The organism is Pseudomonas sp. TH07 (assembly GCF_016651285.1).
In the GTDB taxonomy this organism is placed as follows: domain Bacteria; phylum Pseudomonadota; class Gammaproteobacteria; order Pseudomonadales; family Pseudomonadaceae; genus Aquipseudomonas.
On sequence record NZ_JAEKED010000001.1, the window covers coordinates 2,907,588 to 2,930,091 of the forward strand.

Annotated in this window: 21 protein-coding genes; 10 read left to right on the forward strand and 11 right to left on the reverse strand. The window is 63.4% G+C overall.

Going from position 1 to position 22,504, the window contains the following annotated elements:
* Nucleotides 1-66 precede the first annotated feature (66 nt).
* From tsaB to JFU57_RS13545, 5 genes are all read left to right on the forward strand, one after another.
* Nucleotides 67-741, forward strand: a complete 675-nt coding sequence (tsaB, locus tag JFU57_RS13525) for a tRNA (adenosine(37)-N6)-threonylcarbamoyltransferase complex dimerization subunit type 1 TsaB (protein WP_078470046.1) — start codon at nucleotides 67-69, stop codon at nucleotides 739-741.
* A gap of 206 nt (nucleotides 742-947) precedes the next feature.
* The gene (locus tag JFU57_RS13530; protein WP_078470047.1) at nucleotides 948-1,253 is read left to right on the forward strand and encodes a hypothetical protein; all 306 of its coding nucleotides are present in this window, start codon (nucleotides 948-950) and stop codon (nucleotides 1,251-1,253) included.
* Nucleotides 1,250-2,110 (forward strand): DUF72 domain-containing protein, encoded by an 861-nt coding sequence (locus JFU57_RS13535; RefSeq protein WP_178102925.1) that lies wholly within the window; start codon nucleotides 1,250-1,252, stop codon nucleotides 2,108-2,110. Before JFU57_RS13530 ends, JFU57_RS13535 begins: the two co-directional genes overlap by 4 nt.
* A 33-nt stretch (nucleotides 2,111-2,143) precedes the next feature.
* Nucleotides 2,144-2,971, forward strand: coding sequence for an isocitrate lyase/PEP mutase family protein (locus JFU57_RS13540; protein WP_201129619.1), 828 nt, complete (start codon nucleotides 2,144-2,146; stop codon nucleotides 2,969-2,971).
* 16 nt (nucleotides 2,972-2,987) lie between these two features.
* Nucleotides 2,988-3,680, forward strand: coding sequence for an extensin-like domain-containing protein (locus JFU57_RS13545; protein WP_078470050.1), 693 nt, complete (start codon nucleotides 2,988-2,990; stop codon nucleotides 3,678-3,680).
* Between the two features lie 12 nt (nucleotides 3,681-3,692).
* On the opposite strand, the gene JFU57_RS13550 is transcribed toward JFU57_RS13545, so the two are convergent.
* Nucleotides 3,693-4,313 carry an energy transducer TonB gene (locus JFU57_RS13550; RefSeq protein WP_201129620.1) on the reverse strand — a complete coding sequence of 207 codons (621 nt, stop codon included), beginning with the start codon at nucleotides 4,311-4,313 and terminating at the stop codon, nucleotides 3,693-3,695.
* A 94-nt stretch (nucleotides 4,314-4,407) separates the two neighbouring features.
* On the opposite strand from JFU57_RS13550, the gene JFU57_RS13555 reads away from it, so the two are divergent.
* Nucleotides 4,408-5,190: a class I SAM-dependent methyltransferase gene (locus JFU57_RS13555; protein WP_078470052.1), complete on the forward strand. Its 783-nt coding sequence runs from the start codon at nucleotides 4,408-4,410 to the stop codon at nucleotides 5,188-5,190.
* 63 nt (nucleotides 5,191-5,253) lie between these two features.
* Here JFU57_RS13555 and JFU57_RS13560 read toward each other — a convergent pair whose 3' ends face one another.
* Nucleotides 5,254-5,898, reverse strand: a complete 645-nt coding sequence (locus JFU57_RS13560; RefSeq protein WP_078470053.1) for a TetR/AcrR family transcriptional regulator — start codon at nucleotides 5,896-5,898, stop codon at nucleotides 5,254-5,256.
* 94 nt (nucleotides 5,899-5,992) lie between these two features.
* Between JFU57_RS13560 and JFU57_RS13565 the strand changes: the two genes are divergently transcribed.
* Together JFU57_RS13565 and JFU57_RS13570 are read left to right on the forward strand one after the other, a co-directional pair.
* Nucleotides 5,993-7,093 (forward strand): efflux RND transporter periplasmic adaptor subunit, encoded by a 1,101-nt coding sequence (locus tag JFU57_RS13565; RefSeq protein WP_078470054.1) that lies wholly within the window; start codon nucleotides 5,993-5,995, stop codon nucleotides 7,091-7,093.
* Nucleotides 7,094-7,099: 6 nt separating this feature from the next.
* Nucleotides 7,100-10,165: an efflux RND transporter permease subunit gene (locus tag JFU57_RS13570; protein ID WP_078470055.1), complete on the forward strand. Its 3,066-nt coding sequence runs from the start codon at nucleotides 7,100-7,102 to the stop codon at nucleotides 10,163-10,165.
* Nucleotides 10,166-10,213: 48 nt separating this feature from the next.
* Here the strand turns inward: JFU57_RS13570 and JFU57_RS13575 are convergent, their stop codons facing one another.
* The 3 genes from JFU57_RS13575 to plsB are packed head-to-tail and all read right to left on the reverse strand — an operon-like array spanning nucleotide 10,214 to nucleotide 13,892.
* A complete protein-coding gene (locus JFU57_RS13575) occupies nucleotides 10,214-10,903 on the reverse strand; it encodes a DUF4197 domain-containing protein (RefSeq protein ID WP_078470056.1) in 690 nt (229 codons plus the stop codon).
* Between the two features lie 24 nt (nucleotides 10,904-10,927).
* Complete coding sequence (locus JFU57_RS13580) at nucleotides 10,928-11,326, reverse strand: YbaY family lipoprotein (RefSeq protein WP_201129621.1); 399 nt, start codon at nucleotides 11,324-11,326, stop codon at nucleotides 10,928-10,930.
* Between the two features lie 49 nt (nucleotides 11,327-11,375).
* On the reverse strand, nucleotides 11,376-13,892 hold the full coding sequence (gene plsB, locus JFU57_RS13585) for a glycerol-3-phosphate 1-O-acyltransferase PlsB (RefSeq protein ID WP_078470058.1): 2,517 nt from the start codon (nucleotides 13,890-13,892) through the stop codon (nucleotides 11,376-11,378).
* Between the two features lie 260 nt (nucleotides 13,893-14,152).
* Between plsB and JFU57_RS13590 the strand changes: the two genes are divergently transcribed.
* Nucleotides 14,153-14,362 (forward strand): cold-shock protein, encoded by a 210-nt coding sequence (locus tag JFU57_RS13590; RefSeq protein WP_020296636.1) that lies wholly within the window; start codon nucleotides 14,153-14,155, stop codon nucleotides 14,360-14,362.
* A gap of 69 nt (nucleotides 14,363-14,431) precedes the next feature.
* Here JFU57_RS13590 and JFU57_RS13595 read toward each other — a convergent pair whose 3' ends face one another.
* The 4 genes from JFU57_RS13595 to JFU57_RS13610 all read right to left on the reverse strand — a co-directional run bounded on the left by JFU57_RS13595 (nucleotide 14,432) and on the right by JFU57_RS13610 (nucleotide 19,630).
* On the reverse strand, nucleotides 14,432-14,809 hold the full coding sequence (locus JFU57_RS13595; protein ID WP_020296635.1) for a hypothetical protein: 378 nt from the start codon (nucleotides 14,807-14,809) through the stop codon (nucleotides 14,432-14,434).
* Between the two features lie 83 nt (nucleotides 14,810-14,892).
* A complete protein-coding gene (locus JFU57_RS13600; protein ID WP_201129622.1) occupies nucleotides 14,893-15,702 on the reverse strand; it encodes a putative RNA methyltransferase in 810 nt (269 codons plus the stop codon).
* Nucleotides 15,702-16,853, reverse strand: a complete 1,152-nt coding sequence (gene dapE / locus JFU57_RS13605) for a succinyl-diaminopimelate desuccinylase (RefSeq protein WP_020296633.1) — start codon at nucleotides 16,851-16,853, stop codon at nucleotides 15,702-15,704. Before dapE ends, JFU57_RS13600 begins: the two co-directional genes overlap by 1 nt.
* Before the next feature lie 185 nt (nucleotides 16,854-17,038).
* Nucleotides 17,039-19,630 carry a glycosyltransferase gene (locus JFU57_RS13610; RefSeq protein ID WP_201129623.1) on the reverse strand — a complete coding sequence of 864 codons (2,592 nt, stop codon included), beginning with the start codon at nucleotides 19,628-19,630 and terminating at the stop codon, nucleotides 17,039-17,041.
* 217 nt (nucleotides 19,631-19,847) lie between these two features.
* On the opposite strand from JFU57_RS13610, the gene tcdA reads away from it, so the two are divergent.
* Nucleotides 19,848-20,657, forward strand: coding sequence for a tRNA cyclic N6-threonylcarbamoyladenosine(37) synthase TcdA (tcdA, locus tag JFU57_RS13615; RefSeq protein ID WP_421547964.1), 810 nt, complete (start codon nucleotides 19,848-19,850; stop codon nucleotides 20,655-20,657).
* A 112-nt stretch (nucleotides 20,658-20,769) separates the two neighbouring features.
* Here tcdA and JFU57_RS13620 read toward each other — a convergent pair whose 3' ends face one another.
* On the reverse strand, nucleotides 20,770-21,174 hold the full coding sequence (locus JFU57_RS13620) for a SufE family protein (RefSeq protein ID WP_078470062.1): 405 nt from the start codon (nucleotides 21,172-21,174) through the stop codon (nucleotides 20,770-20,772).
* Entirely contained in the window at nucleotides 21,171-22,376 is a 1,206-nt protein-coding gene (locus JFU57_RS13625; protein WP_201129626.1) for an aminotransferase class V-fold PLP-dependent enzyme, read from the reverse strand. The genes JFU57_RS13620 and JFU57_RS13625 overlap by 4 nt, the downstream gene beginning before the upstream one ends.
* Nucleotides 22,377-22,504: the final 128 nt, after the last annotated feature.

The window sequence follows — 22,504 nt, forward strand, 5'->3', positions numbered from 1 at the left end:
CGCTTGCGGGCCGTTGCTGTTTATAATGCGTGACTTTTTTACTCCCACTTTGTAACGGAAACATCGATGAGCACCTTGCTGGCCCTGGACACCGCGACTGAAGCTTGCTCCGTTGCCTTGCTGCATGACGGCAAGGTCACGAGCCATTACGAGGTGATCCCGCGCCTGCATGCGCAAAAACTGTTGCCGATGATTCAGCAACTGCTGGCCGATGCCGGCACCACCTTGCAGGCGGTCGACGCGATTGCCTTTGGCCGGGGCCCGGGGGCTTTCACCGGGGTGCGGATTGCGATCGGAGTGGTCCAGGGCCTGGCATTTGCCCTGGAACGCCCCGTATTGCCGGTGTCGAACCTGGCGGTGCTGGCCCAGCGCGCCCTGCGTGAACACGGCGCCACCCAAGTGGCCGCGGCCATCGATGCGCGGATGGATGAAGTCTACTGGGGCTGCTATCAGGAAACCGCCGGCGAGATGCGTCTGGTCGGTGCTGAAGCGGTGTTGCCACCCGAAGCGGCAGCGCTGCCTGTCGATGCCAGCGGCGATTGGTTCGGTGCCGGCACCGGCTGGGGTTATGCCGAACGCATTGGCGTCAAAACGGCGGGGCAGGATGCGGCCATGCTGCCCCACGCCGAAGACCTGCTGAGCCTGGCGCGGTTTGCCTGGGCTCGGGGCGAGGCGATTGCCGCGGATGACGCGCAACCGGTGTATCTGCGCGATAAAGTGGCCACGCCCAAGGCCCGCTGAGGCTGGCTGCCAGGTTGCCCGGCGTGCCGACCACGCCGGATTTTCTGCGGTTTTCTCTTTAGGATCTGGTCAATCGTCTGGTTTTCATGCCAGATTTCCCCGGTTTTTAAACCTTTTACGTTTTCTGTGTTCTAGTTATCACTTGGGCATTTGCTAAGTCGGTGTTGTGCCGCTAAATTGCCATCATTGATACCGGGCATGTATTTATGCGCATCGACGGCGTTTCCTCTCACTCGTATCCCATCAAGCGCAAGCCTCGCAAAGGTAATGTGCTGGTTGACGAGTCCCTGGAAGATGCCGATGCCGTTGACGTTCAAGCCGACGCCAGCCCCGCCCAACCGCGTTCCCAGGCATCCGCCGGACGCACCAGCAATCTCCCCGCCCGCCAGCAAGACATGATTTTCCAGCGCGCCATGAGCAAAAGCGTGGCCAATGCCCTGGCCAGTTACCTGACCACCGCCGGTTTTGTTGATTGGGACATGGAAGTGCTGGGGCTCGATCTGCATATCTGATGCTGCCGTATTACCTGGGTTGCCCTTCCTGGAGCGAAAACGCCTGGCGTGAGTACCTGTACCCGGATAACGCGCGCCCGACGGACTTCCTCGGGCTGTACAGCCAGGTGTTCAACGCGGTGGAAGGCAATACCACGTTCTATGCCAGGCCCTCGGCCAGTACTGTGGAGCGCTGGGCGCAGATCATGCCCGAGACGTTTCGCTTCACCGCCAAGTTCCCCGGCGACATCAGCCACGGCGGTGACCTGCGCGAGCAACTGACCGCCGCCGAAACCTTTGTGCAGTTGCTCAGCCCCATGGGTGCGAGGGTTTCGCCCTTGTGGTTGCAACTGCCGGCAAGCTTCGCCCCGCAGCGCCTGGCGGAGCTCGCGGGCTTTATCGATGGCCTTGAGCGGCCGTTGGCGGTGGAGGTCCGGCACCCGGAGTTCTTCGCCAAGGGCGATGCCGAGCGCATGCTCAACCGCTTGCTGCTGGAGCGCGGCGTGGAGCGGATCTGCCTGGATCCACGAGCGTTGTTCAGCTGCACTTCCACCGCGCCATCGGTGCTCCACGCCCAGTCGAAAAAGCCCAAGGTGCCACCACGGCCCGCGGCCTTCACTCAGTTTCCCCAGGTGCGCTTTATCGGCCATCCGGAGCTTGAGGCCAATGATCCGTTCCTGGTGCCCTGGGTCGAGAAAATCGCCGGCTGGATCGAGGAAGGGCGCACCCCCTATATCTTCCTGCACACCGCCGACAACCGTCTGGCTGCCGAGCTGGCGCGGCGTTTTCATCAGCAACTGATGGCACGTTTGCCTGGCTTGCCCGCCTTGCCTGAGTTATACAGAGAACCCGCCGCGGAGCAGCTCGGTTTGCTCTGACGCAGGTTCCCGACCTTCTTCAGGAGTGAGCCCATGGATGCTCAAACCCGCCGTGCCCATGCCTTCAAAGCCCTGCACCAGCGCGATGGTGCTTTTGTAATCCCCAACCCCTGGGATGCCGGTTCAGCCAGGATGCTGGCGAGCTTGGGTTTTGAGGCATTGGCCACTACCAGCGCCGGTTTTGCCTTTTCCCTGGGGCGTCCGGATGCCGAAGGCGCGTTGTCCCTGGAGGACACCCTGGGCAATGTGCGGGCGATTGTCGGCGCCAGCGACCTGCCGTTGGCGGTGGACCTGGAGAACGGCTTCGCCGACAGCCCGGCCGGTTGCGCCCAGGCGCTGTTGCAAGCGGCCGCCAGTGGCGCGGTCGGCGCCTCGATTGAAGACGCCACGGGCCGCGCCGAGGACCCTATCTATGACTTCCAGCTGGCTGTGGAGCGCATCCAGGCCTCGGTCACGGCAGTGCGCAGTCTCGGCCTGCCTTTCACCCTGACGGCGCGCGCCGAAAACCTGCTGCATGGCCGCAATGACTTGGCGGACACCATTCGCCGCCTGCAGGCATTCGCCGAAGCCGGCGCCGATGTGCTGTATGCCCCGGGGCTGCGGACCCCTGAAGAGGTCCTGGCGGTGGTGCGCGCGGTGGCGCCAAAACCGGTGAACGTGCTGATGTCCGGCGGCCTCAGCCTGACCGTGGCCGAGCTTGGGGCCCTGGGGGTCAAGCGAATCAGTCTCGGCTCGACGCTGGCCTGCGCCGCCTACGGGGCGTTTTATGCGGCGGCACAGGAGATTCAGGGCCAGGGGCGCTTTGACCTGGCCAACCAGGCGATGCCGTTCGGGCAGATCAATCAATTGTTCAAGAACTGATCAGCCAGGAGTTGTCGTGCGGTCCTTGAAAGTGCTTTTGCCGTTACTGCTCATCATTGCCCTGTTTGTCCTCAGTGCCTGGCGCGACTGGTTGCCGCCGGCCTGGAATCCCTGGGCGCCGCTGGATGTGCGCGCCGAACCGAACCTGCTGACCCGCTACAAGCTGAGCCGCCTGCGGGACAACCCGCAATTGTGCGATCAGGTGCTGAGCCGGTCCGGCCTGCGGGTGACCCGCCAGCAGGACAGCCGCCCGGATGTGACGTGCCCGCTGAGCAATACCTTGCGGGTGCAGGGCGGTGAGGTGGCGTTGAGCAGCAGCTTTCTCGCCAGCTGCCCGTTGGCCGTGGCCTTTGCCCTGTTCGAGCGTCACGGGCTGCAGCCGGCCGCTCAAGCGGTGTATGGGCAGGCGGTGGTGCGGGTCGATCATCTGGGCAGCTTTGCCTGCCGCAACATGTACGGGCGCGAGCAGGGTGCCCGCAGCCAGCATGCCAGTGCCAATGCCCTGGACATCGCCGGCTTTCGCCTGGCCGACGGGCGCAGCATCAGCGTACTCAAGGACTGGCCCAAGCAAGGGGCGGACGCGCGTTTTCTGCGCCTGGCCCGGGATGGGGCCTGCGACAGTTTCAATGTGGTGTTGGGCCCGGACTACAACGCTGCCCATCGCAATCACTTCCATCTGGATGTGGGACCGTGGTGGATCTGTCGCTGAAGCGGGTAGGGGTCAGGCGGCGATGCGCAGGTTCTGCAGGACCAGCGGGCGCGCCCAGCCGATATCGAAATCGAACTGGCGGTTCTGCTCGATGATTTCCTGAGGCGGGAACGGCTCGGCCGGTTTGTCCAGCAGGTCCATTTCAAACTCGGCGATGGGCAGGTGCAGCGGCCGTGGCTCGGGCGCCGGGCCCGGCTCAGGCAGTGGCTGGCCGGCGTTGAGCACGATTGGGCGGACCCAACCGCTCTCGAAATCCTGCTGGCGCTGCTGGGCGGTGATTTCTTCCGGCGGGAAGGGCGGGAACGGTTTGTCCAGCAGGTCGGTCTCGAACTCGGCGATGGGCAGGAACAACGGTTCCGGCGGACGGACTTCGGTGTCTTTTACGTCGCACTGGCGCTGGCTGACGATCTGCATCAACAGGTCACTGCCGGCGCTGGGTTCGACTGCAGGGTCAAGTTCTGCCAGCGGCTGGTCGCCAACAGCCTTCGCTCCATCACCCTGTTGCTCGGCCAATGCCCGGGCAAAGAAATCCTGCCACAGATGGCTGACGCCGCTCAGTGCCTGGGAATTGCGCAAGCCGTAATCGCCATAGGGCGAGATAAAGCCTACTGGGATGGATTGAATGTCTGACATTTCTCTCGGTCGACGCTCAGCTCTGGCAAAATGCCTGATAGTTCTTTTATCGGCAGTTTTTGCCGATCATTAATTTTTTGAGCGTGTTTTAACGATGAGTGAGCAACCAGCGGCCTGCCGCATCAGAGTCGAGGCCTTGGCCGAGGCGTTCGCCGACCCGGCACGGCAGTGGGCCGAGCGCCTGGGCTTGCCGTTGCAGGACGCAGATGCCGAGTTTGCCCTGCAGTTCGGCGAGCAGGGGTTGCAGTTGCAGCAACTGGGGCCGGACGCTCCGGGGCCGGTGCGGGTCGACTTTGTCGAGGGTGGTGCGGCCCATCGCAGGCTGTATGGCGGCGGCAGTGGGCAGATGATCGCCAAGGCAGTCGGCGTCGCCCAGGGTGTGCGCCCCAGGGTGCTGGATGCCACCGCCGGGCTGGGCAAAGATGCATTCGTGCTGGCCAGCCTGGGTTGTCAGATGAGCCTGATCGAGCGCCAGCCGCTGATCGGTGCCCTGCTGGAAGATGGCCTGTTGCGGGCTGCCGCGGATTTTGAAGTGGCGCCGATCGTCGCGCGCATGCAGTTGCTCAAGGGCAACTCCATCGAGTTGATGCGCAATTGGCAGGGCGAGCCGCCTCAGGTGATCTACCTCGACCCGATGTTCCCCCACCGCGAGAAAACCGCGCTGGTGAAAAAAGAAATGCGCCTGTTCCGGCCCTTGGTTGGCGACGACCCCGATGCCCCAGCGCTGCTTGAGGCGGCCCTGGCCTTGGCCAGCCACCGGGTGGTGGTCAAGCGGCCGCGCAAGGCGCCCTGCATCGAGGGGCCCAAGCCCAGCCACGCGCTGGACGGCAAGTCCAGCCGCTACGACATCTATCCGAAAAAAGCGCTCAAGGCCTGATGGCCGCCGCGTCGGTCCTTGCAGGTCATGCCTGCAGGGGCCGACCTGCCAGGGCGTTATTTCTCAGGCCGGTTCAGGCCGATAAGCCCGCATAAACAATTCCACCACTTCCAGCAGGTGAGCTTCTGCTGCGTCGCCGATCAGGACGTCGCCGCAGCCGAACAACAAACGGAAGTTGGCGCCGCCCTTGACCAGGCAAAAGAAGTGTTCGGCGGCATTGTGCGGTTTTTCAATGTGCAGGGTGCCGAGCTGATGGACCTTGCTCAGCAGGCGCTCCATGCCTTTGAGCACGCGTTCGGGCCCGGCTTCGAAGAAGATCAGCGACAGCTTCGGGTCCTGGCTGCCCAGGGCCATGATCAGCCGATGCAGGTTCACCGAGTCTTCACTGTTGATCAGCACGTTGAAACCGCGCGCGATATTGAGCAGCACCTGCTTGATCGGCACGCCGTCCGGCAGCTCGAACATCAAGTTCGGCAATTGGGTCTCGCACTTGGCCACCACGGCGGCCGAGAACAGGGTTTCCTTGTCGGTGAAGTGGCTGTAGACCGTGAGTTTTGACACGCCGGCTTCGGCGGCTACCGCATCCATGCTGGTGTTTGCATATCCGTTGCTCAAAAACAGTTTTTTAGCTGCTTCGAGAATGGCCTGGCGTTTTGCCAGGTCCTTGGGGCGGCCGGGGCCGGTGGATACGGAATTATTGTCTGACATTCTTCGCTTTTAATACTGGACTGGTGAGTTTGCTATTAATAACATACCGGCCAGTATAATTATTCCAAGCGCCATTAGCGAAAGGTCCGCCACCATGTTCCGCTATGCCCTGCCCATCGCCCTGCCAGTCAGTCTGGCTTTTTTATTGTCTGCCTGCGGGCATGAAGAACCGGTGCAGACCACCGTGCGTCCGGCCATGGTGGTTCAGCCAGAGCCATCGGCGCGCGGCATGGACAGCTATCCCGGTGAGGTGCGGGCACGCTACGAGCCGGATCTCGCGTTCCGCATCCCGGGTAAAGTCAGCCGACGACTGGTCGACGAGGGTGAGCGGGTCAAGGCCAACCAGCCCCTGGCGGAGCTCGATCCCCAGGACGTGCGCCTGCAACTGGAGGCCAGTCGCGCGCAGGTCGCGGCGGCCCAGGCCAACCTGAGCCTGGTGCGGGCCGAGCGTGATCGCTACAAGACCTTGCTCGAGCGGCAGATGGTCAGTCGTTCGCAGTACGACAACGCCGAAAACCTCTACCGTTCCGGCGAAGCACGTCTCCAGCAGATCAAGGCCGAGTTCGACGTCGCCAATAACCAGGCTGGCTACGCAGTGCTGCGTGCGCCCCAGGATGGCGTGGTGGCCAAGCGTGCGGTGGAAGTCGGACAAGTGGTGGCGGCTGGGCAAACCGTGTTCACCCTGGCCACCGATGGCGAGCGTGAAGTGCTGATCAGCTTTCCCGAGCAGAGCTTCGGGCGTTTCAAGATCGAGCAGCCGGTCTCGGTCGAACTCTGGACCCAGCCGGGCCAGCGTTTTGCCGGGCGGATCCGTGAGTTGTCGCCGGCGGCCGACCCCAAGTCGCGGACTTTCGCCGCGCGTATCGCCTTCAGCACCGGCAAGGTTCCTGCTGAGCTGGGGCAGAGCGCCCGGGTGTTTATCCAGAGCGCCGATGTGGTGCCGCTGTCCGTACCGCTGTCGGCGCTGACGGCGGAAAACGGCGCAACCTATGTCTGGCGCGTGGATGCCAACAACACCTTGCAGAAGACCCCGGTCCGGGTCGGTGCGTTCGGTGAAAACAGCGTGCCGGTGCTCGAAGGCCTGAATGCCAGCGACTGGGTGGTGGCTGCCGGGGTCCATGTGCTCCATGAGGGCCAGCAAGTTCGCCCGGTGGATCGCTCCAACCGCGTGGTCAATCTGGCGGCCAAGGAGTAATTCCCGATGGGTTTCAACCTTTCTGCATGGGCGTTGCGCAATCGCCAGATCGTCCTGTTCCTGATGCTGCTGCTGGCCACGGTCGGCGCCTTGTCCTACACCAAGTTGGGGCAGAGCGAAGACCCGCCCTTTACCTTCAAGGCCATGGTCATCCAGACCAGTTGGCCGGGGGCCACCGCCGAGGAAGTCTCGCGCCAGGTCACCGAGCGTATTGAAAAGAAGCTGATGGAAACCGGCGAGTACGACCGGATCATCTCTTTCTCGCGCCCTGGCGAATCCCAGGTGCGTTTCGTTGCCCGGGACTCGATGCACTCGGCAGAGATCCCCGACCTCTGGTATCAGGTGCGCAAGAAGGTCAGCGATATCCGCCAGAACCTGCCACCGGGTGTGCAGGGGCCTTTTTTCAACGATGAGTTCGGCACCACCTTCGGCAACATCTATGCCCTGACCGGCGACGGTTTTGACTACGCGGTGCTCAAGGATTACGCCGACCGCGTGCAGATCCAACTGCAACGGGTCAAGGACGTGGGCAAGGTCGACCTGCTGGGTTTGCAGGACGAGAAAATCTGGATCGAGCTGTCGAACGTCAAGCTGGCCACCCTCGGCCTGCCCCTGGCTGCGGTGCAGCAGGCGTTGCAGGAGCAGAACGCGGTATCTACCGCTGGCTTCTTCGAGACCTCCAGCGAGCGCCTGCAACTGCGGGTTTCCGGTAATTTCCAGAGCGTCGAGCAGATCCGGAACTTCCCGATTCGCGTCGACAATCGCACCTTCCGCATCGCCGATGTGGCGGATGTGCACCGTGGTTTCAGCGACCCGCCATCGCCCCGCATGCGCTTTATGGGGGAAGACGCCATAGGCCTGGCCGTGGCGATGAAGGACGGTGGCGACATCCTGGTCCTGGGCAAGGCGCTGGAGGTCGAGTTTGCGCGGATCCAGAAGCATCTGCCGGCCGGCATGGAGCTGCGCAAGGTGTCTGACCAGCCGGCGGCGGTGAAAACCGGGGTCGGCGAGTTTGTCCAGGTGCTGGTCGAGGCCCTGGCGATCGTGTTGCTGGTGAGCTTCTTCTCCCTAGGCGTGCGCACCGGCATGGTGGTGGCACTGGCGATTCCCCTGGTGTTGGCGATGACGTTTGCCACCATGTATTACCTGGGCATCGGCCTGCACAAGATTTCCCTGGGGGCGCTGGTCCTGGCCCTGGGCCTGTTGGTGGACGACGCGATCATTGCCGTGGAAATGATGGCGATCAAGATGGAGCAGGGCTACGACCGGATCAAGGCCGCCAGCTTCGCCTGGACCAGCACCGCGTTCCCGATGCTCACCGGGACCCTGATCACCGCTGCCGGCTTCCTGCCGATTGCCACCGCGCAGTCCGGCACCGGCGAGTATACCCGTTCGATTTTCCAGGTGGTGACCATTGCCCTGATCGCCTCGTGGATTGCCGCGGTGGTGTTCGTGCCGTACCTGGGTGAAAAACTGCTGCCGGACCTGGCGAAGATTCATGCCGCCAAGCACGGCACCGGCGACGGCCAGCCGGACCCGTACGGCACGCCGTTCTATCAGCGGGTACGGGGTCTGGTGGGCTGGTGCGTGCGGCGGCGCAAGACCGTGATCACCCTGACCGTGGTGCTGTTCGTGGCCTCGGTGGTGCTGTTCCGCTTCGTGCCGCAGCAGTTCTTCCCGGCTTCGGGCCGCCTGGAATTGATGGTCGATCTGAAGCTGGCCGAAGGCGCCTCCCTGAGCAACACCGCCGAGCAGGTCAAGCGCCTGGAAGCGATGCTCAAGGACCACGCGGGGATCGATAACTACGTGGCCTATATCGGCACCGGGTCACCGCGTTTCTATCTGCCCCTGGATCAGCAACTGCCGGCGGCAAGCTTTGCCCAGTTCGTGGTGCTGGCCAAGACCATCGAGGAACGTGAAGCCCTGCGCAGCTGGCTGATCGCAACCCTCAATGAACAGTTCCCGGCCTTGCGCTCGCGGGTCACGCGCCTGGAAAACGGCCCGCCCGTGGGTTACCCGGTGCAGTTCCGGCTGTCGGGGGAGAACATCGCCGAGGTGCGCGCCCTGGCGCGCAAGGTGGCAGCCAAGGTCCGCGAGAACCCGCATGTGGTCAACGTGCACCTGGACTGGGAAGAACCGAGCAAGGTGGTGTACCTCAACGTCGACCAGGACCGGGCGCGGGCCCTGGGGGTGAGCACCGCGAACCTGTCGAAGTTCCTGCAAAGCTCGCTGTCCGGCTCCAGCGTCAGCCAGTACCGCGAGGACAACGAGTTGATCGAGATCCTGCTGCGGGGCACCGTGCATGAGCGCACCGAACTGTCGTTGCTGCCGAGCCTCTCGGTGCCTACCGACAACGGCAAAAGCGTGTCGTTGTCACAGATTGCTACCCTGGAGTACGGCTTCGAAGAGGGCATTATCTGGCGCTACAACCGCCTGCCGAACGTCACGGTCCGTGCCGATATCTATGGCCAGGAACAACCGGTGACCCTGGTGAAGCAGATTCTGCCGACCCTGGAGCCGATCCGTGCCGAGCTGCCTGACGGCTACCTGCTGGACGTGGGCGGCACCGTCGAAGACTCGACCCGTGGCCAGAACTCGGTGAAGGCCGGTGTGCCGCTGTTTATCGTGGTGGTGCTGACCTTGCTGATGCTGCAACTGCGCAGCTTCTCGCGCACGGTCATGGTGTTCCTCACCGCGCCCCTGGGGCTGATCGGCGTGACCCTGTTCCTGATTGTGTTCCGCCAGCCCTTCGGCTTTGTGGCAATGCTCGGCACCATCGCCCTGTCCGGGATGATCATGCGCAACTCGGTGATCCTGGTGGATCAGATCGAGCAGGACATCAGCGCTGGCCTCAAACCCTGGGATGCGATTATCGAAGCCACGGTACGGCGTTTCCGCCCAATCGTGCTGACCGCGCTGGCGGCGGTGCTGGCGATGATCCCGCTGTCACGCAGCGTGTTCTTCGGACCGATGGCGGTGGCGATCATGGGGGGCTTGATTGTGGCGACGGCGTTGACCCTGCTGTTCCTGCCGGCGTTGTATGCGGCGTGGTTCAGGATCAAGAAGACTTAGCAGCCAGCGCCCGGGAGTTGCTCCCGGGCACCGGTGGGGTGCGGGGTTTTACAGGGTGCCGAAGACTTTCTTGGCCAGGCTGGTGGCAGCGGCTGCCGGGTTCTGGCGAATGGTTTCTTCCTGCTTGCCAATCATTTCGAACAGGCCGTCGAGGGCTTTTTCGGTGACGTAGCTTTCGATATTGGCGCTCTTGGCATCCACCACGCCAAGGGTCGCGGCCTGGCCGGCGAACGAGTTGTACTGCTTGGCCAGGCCCACCTGATCGGTGGCTTGTTTGACGATGGGCAGGAACTTGGCGCGAATCTGCTCGCGGCTCGACTTGTTCAGGTATTGGGTCGCGGAATCATTGCCACCGCTGAGGATGCCCTTGGCATCGGCCACGGTCATTTTCTTCACGGCATCCACCAGCAGTGCCTGGGCTTGCGGCACAGCGGCCTCGGCGGCTTTGTTCATGCTGGTTTCCAACTGGTCGACCTGATCGCCCATGCCGAACTGCTTCATCTTTTTCGCGACTTTGCCCAGGTTGCCCGGCAGCTCGATGCGCACCTCGGGGTTGTTGCTGAAACCACCCGGGGTACCCAGTTGCTTGACGGCGATTTGCGCGCCTTGGGTCAGGGCGTCCTTGAGGCCGCCGCTGGCGTCACTCTGGGACAGGTCGCTGAGCGACAGGGCCAGGGCGCTGGCGGACAGCAGCAGGCCTGCACACAGGCCGGTGAAGCGAAGGGAGGAGCGGAGCATGGCGGCTTCCTTGTTCAAGGGGGATTAACGGACGGCGTCGACGCGGATTTTCAACGGCTGAGGATCCTGGCCGTCGAGGTTGACTGCGTGATGTTCGGTGCTGATAAAGATGAGCTGGCCATCGACCTCGATCCGCGCACTCACCGAGTAGCGGTGGCCGGGCTTGACCTGGGCCGGGTCGTAGCTGAGGTGGAAGGGTAGCGGAACCTGGCCCTTGACCGGGCCTTTCTGCCCGGCCAGGACCACCGCCGGCGCATCGGCCAGGGACACGTCCTGCAGGCTGACACTCAGGGTCGCCGCCGGTGGCAGGGCGATGCGTTGCAGGTAGAACACTTCTCCTGAAAGGTCGGCCTTGGCCGCGGGGTGCAGGGTCTGACAGGCGCCAAGTAAAGTGCTGACGGCCAGCAGGCAGATTTTTTTCATGGTGGATCTCCGTCTAAGGCGCCAGCGACAACCTGGCGCCAGTAAGAATCTAGTCGGTTTGTACGGGGGCTGCGAGCTGCTCGGCGGCGTCTTCGCTGGCGTCCTCGCTGCGGTGCAACGCGACCTGGCGGATCGACAGGCGGATGTCCGCCGGCAATACGCGCTTGGCCGCACCTTCGGCCAACTCGCCGAGGGCCGGGTGATAACTCAGCTTGCCGGCTTCGTCGCGGCGCAGCACGCCGACGTCGAGCAGGGTCTGGATAAAGTGGCGGAACAGGCTCTTGTCGAAGAACTCCGGGGCATTCAAGCCATGCAGGATCGACAGGCGCTGGGCCATGACCGTGCACAGGTCTTCCAGCTCCTCGGCGCTGATGCTGTTCTGGCCGCTGTTGAGCAGCAGCGAGATGGCCATGTAGAAGCGTTGCAGGGTCTGGGCGATGCTTTTGGAGAGCAGGGTCAGCAGCACAAAATGCCGTGAGCTGGGGGCCGGCCGCAGGTAAACCTCGCCTTCAAAGCGCAGCAGGCCTTGTTCGACGAACGCTTCCAGCCACTGATCGACCACCGCGTCCAACTCCTCCAGCGACCAGCGAATGAACAGCTCTGCCTGCAGGTAGGGGTAGAGCGCGCGGGTGTAACGCAGGATCTGCTCGCGGCTCATGCGCGACGAGCTCTGGAAGAAACTCGCCAGCAGCGCCGGCAAGGCAAAGATATGCAGCACGTTGTTGCGGTAGTAGGTCATCAGGACGGCGTTCTGCTCATCCAGATACAGGATCTTGCCCAGGGCATCGCTCTGCTCGGACAGCAGGTCCATATCTTTGACGTGCTTGATCAGTGCCTGACCATCGCCCTCGGGCAGGGTGGTGTGGGCCGAGTAGGGCACGCGTCGCAGCAGCGCCAGGTACAGGTCGAGGACCCGAGCCATAGCGCGATCGTCCAGGGCCAGGCGACTGGTGGAAAGCAGGGCCAGGGCCACCAGGTTGACCGGGTTGATCGCCGCCGCTTCGTTCAGGTGCTGGGCCACACGCTCGCCCAGGCGGTTGGTGGTGTCATTGAGCCAGGCCGGGCGGAACTGCGGGCCCAGCTCCTGGGCGCGCCAGTCCGGTTGCTCCTGATCGAGGAATTCGGCCAGCTTGATCGGCTCGCCGAAGTTCACCGCGACCTGGCCGAAGCGCTGCTTGAGTGCGCCGATGACTTTGAAGATGTCGAAGATCGACTCTTTCTTCTTGCTCGCGCCGCGCAGCTCACCCAGGTAGGTGCGGCCTTCCAGCACGCGCTCGTAGCCGATGTACACCGGTACGAAGACGATCGGCATGCGCGAGTTGCGCAGGAAGCTGCGCAGGGTGATCGCCAGCATCCCGGTCTTGGGTTGCAGCATGCGCCCGGTGCGCGAGCGCCCGCCCTCGACGAAGTACTCCACCGGGAAGCCCTTGGTGAACAGGGTGTGCAGGTATTCGTTGAACACCGAGGTGTACAGCGGGTTGCCCTTGAAGGTGCGACGCATGAAAAACGCGCCGCCGCGCCGCAGCAGGCTGCCGATCACCGGCATGTTGAGGTTGATCCCGGCGGCGATGTGTGGCGGGGTCAGGCCGTTGCGGAACAGCAGGTAGGACAGCAGCAGGTAGTCGATATGGCTGCGGTGGCAGGGCACATAGATCACCTCGTGCCCCTGGGCGACCTTTTGCACGCCTTCGATGTTGTTGACCTTGATCCCGTCGTAGATCTTGTTCCAGAACCAGCTCAGCACCACTTCCAGGAAACGGATCGCGGTGTAGGTGTAGTCCGAGGCGATCTCGTTGCCATAGCGCAGGGCTTGGGCCTTGGCTTTTTCCGGGGTGATCTTCTCGCGCTCGGCTTCGTCGAGGATTGCCTGCTTGACCAGGGGCTGGTTGAGCAGGCCCTTGACCAGGTTGCGTCGGTGGGAGATGTCCGGGCCGATAACGGCGGCCTTGAGGTTGCGAAAGTGCACCCGCAGGATGCGCTGGGCCATGCGCACGGTGCGTTCGTGGCCCTTGTTGTGTTCGATCAGCTCGCGCAGGTGGATCGGTGCCGAGAACTGCACCCGGGTCTTGCGCCCCAGGATCATGATGCTCAACAGCCGGCGCAGGCGCCCGGTGACGGCCCAGCTGTCGGCGAACAGCAACTTCCAGGGGCTGGATTCGCTGTCTGGCGACTGGCCCCAGAACACGCTGACTGGAATGATCTGGGCGTCTTCGGCGGCGTTCTGGGTCAGGGCGCTGACCAGTCGGGTCAGGGTCGGTGGCGCGCCGCGTTTGTCCTGGCGGCCGAGCCAGTCGGGCTCCGGGGTCAGGTAGAAAAAGGCCGCGGGTTCCATCAGGTTGCCCACCGAGACCGGCAGCACCGGGCGCGGCAGGCCGGCCTTGGTGCATTCGGCGTCGACCACTGCCAGGTCGGTCAGCGATGGGTTTTGCAGGACGTAGAACACCGGCCGGCTGCGGTCGAGGTTAAGGGTGAAGGACGACTGGTTGATCGTCTCCGAGCGAACCCAGAGGTACAACAGTCGGCGCAAGGTGCCAAACACAAGACGACGGATCGGAGAGCGGGTCATACGGCTTCTGCGTAAGTGAGTGAAAACCGAGCAGTTGCTCGGGTTCGACAGTGTGCCGTATTCGCCGAAGTTCGGCAAAAAAGCCACCCGTTAATATTGAGTTGAGAGTTTTTCTGCCTGTCATATACTCGGCCGGCTGTCCGCCGGGCTCGTCAACCCGGCATATGGATTACCCAATGCTGACGAAAGTTCTCAAGACACGCGTTCAAGGTTCTGTTTTCCAGAGCCAATCCCATAATAAAAAGATGGAGTACCGATTCATGTCTACTCGCGAGACCGGCAATGTGAAGTGGTTCAACGACGCCAAGGGCTATGGCTTTATCCAGCGTGAGGGTGGTGCGGACGTGTTTGTGCACTACCGCGCGATCCGTGGCGAAGGCCATCGCTCGCTGCTCGAAGGCCAGCAAGTGGAATACGCGGTGGTGGAAGGGCAGAAAGGCTTGCAGGCCGAAGACGTGGTCGGCCTGTAATCCGGTCGCTGGCCAGGCTCAGCCTCCAGCGCTTCGAAAGGCCCCATGCCGCGCATGGGGCCTTCGCAATCAGGCAGTACGCCAGGTAATTTCTTCTTCGCCATCGGCGCTGATGCGCATCCAGCGATCAGCCGACTCCTCACCTTCTTCCTCGACCCAACTGCCGGGTGCGCAACGCACTTCAACGTTCAGCGCGGCAAAGGCGGCGCGGGCGCAGGCGATGTCGTCTTCCCACGGCGTCTGGTCGCTCTCCAGGTACAGGCTGTTCCACTTGCCCACGGCCTTGGGCAGCCAGGTGACCGGGACATTGCCGGCCTTGCACTTGTAGGTCTGGCCTTTCTGAACCCAGTCGGTGCAAGGGCCCAGGGCGGTGCCGAGCCAGGCGGCAATCGCCTTGTAGTCGACGTCGGCGTCTTTCAGGTAAATCTCGATATCGGGTTGGCGCATGGATGTCCTCACTGCGGGTCTGAAAAATCCATTCGCGGATTTATTCGGCCTCGGGCAGATGCTCAAGGCCTTGGGTTAAAGGGTTATTGCAGCACGAAATAATCGTAGCGCATCGACACGCTGACCTTGAGCGGCTCGGCCTGCTCGATGACCTCGGCCCGGCGTTCGGCGCTGGCGCGCCAGCCATGAGGGGTCATGGCCAGCAGGTTGGCACGGTCCTGGGGCTGGTCCAGGTTCAAGGTGAACTCCAGGGTTTCGCTGTGTTGCAGGCTCATGCCCTCGGGAACCAGGGCCAGGTGCTTGTCATCGGTGTACTCGCGCACTTCGTCGTACAGGCGTTCGCGCAGCTCCATCAAGTGGCCGCTGGTGGGGCCGACTTTCATCAGGCCGCCACCGGGGCTGAGCAGGCGCTTGGCTTCTTCCCAGTCCAGGGGGCTGAACACGCTGGCCAGAAACTGGCAGCTGGCGTCAGCCAGGGGAATGCGCGCCATGCTGGCGATCAACCAGGTCAGGTGCGGGTTGCGTCGACAGGCGCGCTTGACCGCCTCGCGGGAGATATCCAGGGCATAACCATCGGCCTCGGGCAGGGCCTCGGCGATTTGCGCAGTGTAGTAACCCTCGCCACAACCGATATCGACCCAGCGCTGGGGGGCGCGCTCGGCGGCCAGTTCCGCCAGGCGCCGGGCCACGGGGGCGTAATGCCCGGCGTTGAGGAAATCGCGGCGAGCTTCGACCATGGCCTGGTTGTCACCCGGGTCACGGCTGTTCTTGTGCTGCACCGGCAGCAGGTTGAGGTAACCCTGGCGCGCGCGGTCGAAACGGTGGCCGACCGGGCATGCCACGCCATTCTCGACGCTGCCCAGCGGTGCGCTGCAAATGGGACAGGCGAGCATCAGGCGAGCAACTTGATCAGGGTCTGGTAGTAGATTTCGGTCAGCACGTCGAGGTCGCTGGCCAGGATCCGCTCGTTGACCTGGTGGATGGTGGCATTCACCGGGCCCAACTCGACCACCTGGGTGCCCATGGTCGCGATAAAGCGACCGTCGGAAGTACCGCCACTGGTGGACGCCTTGGTTTCGCGGCCGGTGATCTGCTTGATGCTCGCCGATACGGCGTCGAGCAGGGCGCCCGGCTCGGTGAGGAACGGTAGGCCCGACAGCGCCCATTCGACGTGCCAGTCCAGGCCATGTTTGTCGAGGATGGCGGCGACCCGTTGTTGCAGGGCCTCGACCGTCGACTCGGTGGAGAAACGGAAGTTGAACACCGCCACCAGGTCACCGGGGATCACGTTGGTCGCGCCGGTGCCGGAATTGAGGTTGGAGATCTGGAAGCTGGTCGGCGGGAAGAAGCTGTTGCCGTTGTCCCAGTGCTCGGCGGCCAGTTCGGCCAGGGCCGGAGCGGCGAGGTGGATCGGGTTCTTGGCCAGGTGCGGGTAGGCCACGTGGCCCTGCACGCCGCGCACGGTGAGCGTGGCGCCGAGGGAGCCGCGCCGGCCGTTCTTGACCACATCACCGACCAGGCTGGTGCTCGACGGCTCGCCGACGATGCACCAGTCCAGGCGCTCCTTGCGCGCGGCCAGGCGTTCGACCACAGCCTTGGTGCCGTGATGGGCCGGGCCTTCTTCGTCGCTGGTGATCAAGAACGCCACAGAGCCCTTGTGGTCCGGGTAGTCGCCGACGAAACGCTCGGCGGCTACCAGCATCGCCGCCAGGCTGCCTTTCATATCAGCAGCGCCTCGCCCGCAGAGCATGCCGTGTTCGTCGATCAGAGCCTGGAACGGGTCGTTCTGCCAGGCCTGGACCGGGCCGGTGGGCACCACGTCGGTGTGACCGGCAAAGCACAGGACCGGGCCGGGATGCTTGCCATGGGTGGCCCAGAAGTTATCCACATCCTCGATGCGCATCGGCTCGAGCGCAAAACCGGCATCACCCAGGCGCTGCATCATCAGCTTCTGGCAGTCGGCATCGATCGGGGTCACCGACGGACGACGGATCAGGTCACAGGCGAGTTGCAGGGTCGGCGAAAGCTCGGCGGGGGCCGTCATGGGAAAACTCCGGTGCAGGGCGTTATGTAGGGGCCGGTTTGCCGGCGGTGGCGGTTTATCAGGGACACCGCGTGGTTTTGATCGCTGGCAAGCCAGCTCCTACAGGTAATGGGGGGCGCGCAAAATGGCGGATATCTTAAAGCAAAACGGCGGCCAGAGGCCGCCGTTTAGTCGTTGCTGCGGATTTAGACCGCCGGTGCCGCCTCTGTTTCCACCGCCGGTTTAGGCAGCGACGACAGGAACGCCATGATCAGCGCGGCCAGATACGGCAGCGACTGCACCAGCAGCATGGTCACCCAGAAGCGCATGTCGTTGCTCGGCAGGCCCTGCACCAGGAAGATCCCCAGCGCCGCGCCCCACAGCAGGAGCATGATGAACACCTCTTCCCGAGCTTCCGAGATCGCCACCCAGAAGCCGTGGTTATCGGCATTCTTCGGGGTGCGGAAGAACGGAATGCTGCTGGTGAAGAAGCCGTACAGCACCGCCTTGGCGATGGTGTGGGACAACGCCAGGCCCGCCAGGGCCGCGCAGAACGCATCCTTGAGGTTGACCCCTACCGCGCGACGGTAGAGGAAAATGATCTTGCCGACCTTGAACACGAACAGCGCCAAAGGCGGGATCGCGAAGATCAGCAGCGGCGGATCGACCCGTTGCGGCACGATGATCATCGCCGCCGACCACAGCAGGGCGCCGACGGTGAAGAAGATGTTCATGCCGTCCGCCACCCACGGCAACCAGCCCGCGAGGAAGTGGTAGCGCTGGCCACGGGTCAGCTCGGTGTCCTTGCCGCGCAACAGGCTCGCGGTGTGCCGCTTGATGATCTGAATCGCCCCATAGGCCCAGCGGAAACGCTGTTTCTTGAAGTCGATAAAGGTATCGGGCATCAGGCCCTTGCCGTAGCTGGTGTGGTAATACGCAGCCGACAGGCCTTTTTCGAATACCCGCAGGCCCAGTTCGGCGTCTTCGCAGATGCACCAGTCGGCCCAGCCCAGCTCTTCGAGCACCGAGCGCCGGGTCATGGTCATGGTGCCGTGCTGGATGATCGCGTCACGGTCGTTGCGGGTGACCATGCCGATATGGAAGAAGCCCTTGTACTCGGCGTAGCAGAGCTTCTTGAAGGTGCTTTCGTTCTGGTCGCGATAATCCTGTGGCGACTGCACCACGGCGATTTTCGGGTCGGCGAAGTGCGGGACCATGTGCTTGAGCCAGTTCGGATCGACGCAGTAGTCGGAGTCGATCACCGCAATCACTTCGGCGTCCTTGGCGGTATGCGGGATCAGGTAGTTCAGCGCACCGCCCTTGAAACCGGCCAGGGGCGCGACGTGGAAGAACTTGAAGCGCGGGCCCAGGGTCTCGCAGTAGGCTTGCACCGGCTCCCAGACCGCGGGGTCCTTGGTGTTGTTGTCGATGATCAGGACTTCGTAGTCCGGATAGTCGAGGGCGGCCAGGGCGTCGAGGGTCTGTTTGACCATCTCCGGCGGCTCGTTGTAGCAGGGCACGTGGATCGAGACCTTCGGCCGGTAGTCGGAATCGCCCACCACTGGCAGGAATTCACGTCGCCGCTTGTGGGTCCAGACCGCTTCAGCCAGTTCATGGGCCTCGGTCAGCAGCACGATAAACACCCCGAGGGCACCGAGGGCGAGCAGGAAACCCACCGTCAGGCTGAACCAGGTGCTGTATTGCTGGCTGTAGTCGTAGCCGATCCACACCAGCACCGAACCGCAGAGGAAGGCGATAAAGGTCAGGAAGGTCCGACCGCGCTGGCGCAGTGCCGAGCCGTCGATCATCAGCAGGGTCAGGGACAGCAGCGCCAGCACCACCGAGCCGATGGCCAGCACGCGCCATTGCGGAATGGCCACCACCGGGCCTTCAAAGTTGAATTTCTGCTGGCGCGCAGCGTTGAACACGCCCCAGTAGGCGCCCACCGAACCTTCGTCGCTGGCCTTCCACGGCTGGTCGAAGGCTTCGATCACGAAATAGTTGTAACCCTGGCGGTTGAGCTTGTTGACCAGGGTGCGCAGGTAGATCGCCTGATCCGCCGGGCTGGCATCAGCACCGCCACGCATGCGGCCGTTGCTCGGCCAGCCGACTTCGGACAGCAGCAGCGGCTTTTTCGGGAACATCTTTTTCAGGTCGCGGGCACGGTCGAGCACGAACTGGCCGGCCTGATCCACCGGCACGAATTCCCAGTAGGGCAGGACGTGAGCGGCAATCAGGTCGACGTGCTTGGCCAGGCTCGGGTTCTCTTCCCAGACGTGCCATTGCTCGGAGGTGGTCACCGGGACCTTCACAGCCGCGCGGACCCGATCCAGGATCACGCTCAGTTCTTCGGCGGTGATTTCCTTGCGGAAGATCGCCTCGTTACCCACCACCACCCGCACTACGCTGCGCGAGCTGTTGGCCAGTTCGATGGCGCGGGTGATTTCCCGTTCGTTGCGCTCCTGGTCCGGGCTGATCCAGATCCCGAGGGTCACGCGCAGGCCGAACTCTTCAGCCAGCTTGGGGATGTCCTGCAGGGTGCCGTCGACCGAGTAGGTACGGATGTTGTCGGTCAGCTTGCTCATGATTTCCAGGTCGCGACGCATTTCGTCGTCGGACGGGAACTGGTCTTTCTGTGGGAACTGGCCTTGCTGGAAAGGCGAGTAGGAAAAACCGGAGATCTGTTCAGGCCAGTTGGGGGCCGTGACCGGGCGATTGATCAGCGCCCAGAAACCGGTGAAGAGCGCAGCAATTGCCAGCACCACCACCAGATTGAGTCCAAATTTACGCGATGACATAGCTATTTCGGGTTCCAAAAGGTGTGGAACGAGGGAAGGGTTGGCAGGCGCCAAACGGTGGGCATCCTACACCGGCCCTCAATTGAGCGTACAGCGCACAAAGAAAAGCCAGACCTTGGGCACTGTATTTGCTCTTAAGTTCTTAACTTGTAGCTGGCAACTTAAAACTTGTCGCTGCGAAGCCCTATAATGCGCGCCGGTTTTTCAGGTAATGGTCATGAGCACAGAAGATCCACGGTTTGCTGGCGTCGCCCGTTTATATGGCATCGAGGGCCTGGCACGCTTGCGCGCGGCCCATGTGGCGATCGTCGGGGTGGGCGGGGTCGGCTCCTGGGCGGCCGAGGCCATTGCCCGTTGCGGGGTGGGCGAAATTTCGCTGTTTGACCTGGACGACGTCTGCGTCAGCAACAGCAACCGCCAGTTGCATGCCCTGGACAGCACCGTGGGCAAACCCAAGGTCGAGGTCATGGCCGAGCGTTTGCGCGGGATCAACCCGGACTGCAACGTGCACCCGGTGGCGGATTTCGTCACCCGCGAGACCATGGCCGAGTACATCACCCCCAACATTGACTGCGTGATCGACTGCATCGACAGCGTGAACGCCAAGGCGGCGCTGATTGCCTGGTGCAAACGCCGCAAGATCCAGATCATCACCACCGGTGGCGCGGGCGGGCAGATCGACCCGACGCTGATCCAGGTCTGCGACTTGAACCGCACCTTCAATGACCCGCTGGCCTCCAAAGTGCGCTCCACCTTGCGTCGGGACTACGGTTTTTCACGCACCGTGACCCGCCACTACAGCGTGCCCTGCGTGTTCTCCACCGAGCAGCTGCGCTATCCGAAGCCCGATGGCAGCATCTGCCTGCAGAAGAGCTTTGTCGGCGATGGGGTCAAGCTCGACTGCGCCGGTGGTTTCGGTGCGGTGATGATGGTCACCGCCACTTTCGGCATGGTCGCCGCCACCAAGGCTGTGGATAAGCTCGTTGCCGGCGTGCGCCGCCCCGCAGAGCGCGTCAAACCCGCGTAACCCCGTAGCCGCCGCCAGGCTGCGCTGGCCTTCAATACCGCAACAAGTTGACCGCCCACAGGCACAGCCCCAGCCCACAGGCCATACCGGCCAGCGCAGCCTGCGGCAGCGGCTACAGGGCCAGTTCGCGCATGCGTTGCAGCACGGCGTTGAGGCCGTTGCTGCGGGAGGGGGAGAGCTGGCGCGACAGGCCCAGTTGGTTGAACCAGTCGGGCAGGTCCACCTCTTGCAGCTCCTGGGTCGACAAGCCATTGACCCGCGCCAGCAACAACGCGACCAACCCGCGAATCAGGCGTGCGTCGCTGCTGGCGGCAAACTGCCAATGCCCTGCATGCACCGCGCCCAGCAACCAGACCTGGCTTTCACAGCCATGCACCCGGTTGGCCTCGACCTTGTCGACGTCGTCCAGGGCCGGCAGGCGATCACCCCATTGCATCAGCAGGCGCGCGCGCTGCTCCCAGCCGGTGGCCTGTTGAAAGGTCTGCAACGCCAGCAGCGCCTCGGCCGGCAGGCTCATCGCAACATCTCCAGCGCCTGGTCCAGGGCTTCGAAGAAGCGCTCCAGATCGGCGGAATCGTTATACAGCGCCAGCGACACCCGGATCGCCCCCGCCAGGCCGAAGCTTTTGAGCAGGGGCATGGCGCAGTGATGCCCGGCGCGTACGGCGATGCCCTGTTCGGTGAGCAAGTGCGCCAGGTCGGCGTTATGCACGCCGTCGACCACAAAACTGGCCAGCGCCAAGTGCGGTGCGCCCAGCAGGCGGATGCCTTTGCGCGCCTGCAGGCCGTGCAGCAGATAGTCGTGCAGCGCGGCTTCATGGGCGGCGACCGCGTCCTGGTCGAGGCCGGCCAGGTAGTCCAGGGTCGCGCCCAGGCCGATCACGCTGGCGATGGGCGGTGTCCCCGCCTCATAACCCAGGGGCGCAGGGCGGAAGGTCGCGTGCTGGTACTCAGCGTCCTGCACCATTTCGCCACCGAACTGCCAGTGACGCAGGCCTTGCAGCGCCTCGTTGCGCCCGTACAGCACCCCAAGGCCGTCCGGCCCATAGAGCTTATGGCTGGAAAATACATAAAAGTCGCAGCCCAGCGCCTGCACGTCATGCCGACCATGGACCACGCCCTGGGCGCCATCGACCACGGTCAGCGCCTGCCGCGCCTTGGCCATGGCCAGCAATTGCGGCAGCGGCTGCCAGGCGCCGAGCACGTTCGACAGTTGGCTGACGGCCAGCAAACGGGTGCGCGGGCCGATCAACTGCGCGGCGGCTTCGAGATCGATCAGGCCGGCAGTGTCCAGGGGCAAGACCACCAGCTCCAGGCCGCGGCGTTGCGCCAGTTGCTGCCACGGCAGCAGGTTCGCGTGGTGCTCCAGGGCGCTGATGACCAGCTCGTCGCCCGGGTTGAATTGGTGTTCCAGGCCGTAGGCCAGGAGGTTCAACGCAGAAGTCGCGCCGTGGGTGAAGACGATCTGCCCGCTGTCACCGGCATTGAGCCATTGCGCCACTTTGCTGCGGCTGTCCTCGAACGCTTGGGTCGCATGGGCGCCGGGCAGGTGCTGCGCGCGATGCACATTGGCTGCGCCATTGGCGTAGTAATGGGTCAGGGCGTCAATCAGGGCTTGGGGCTTTTGCGTGGTGGCGGCGTTGTCCAGGTAGGTCTGGTCTTGCCGTTGCAGGGCGGCGATGGCCGGAAAATCGGCGCGCCAGGGGGAGGGCACAAGCATGGTGGTCGGGACTCGTATAAGCAGGCCGGGCGCTGATGATACGCGCCCGGACGCTGCTGGTGCGAGTTGCTGCTTAGTCTCTGTACGACAACTGCCTGCGCTTCGATCATGCGGCGTTAAAAACAGGC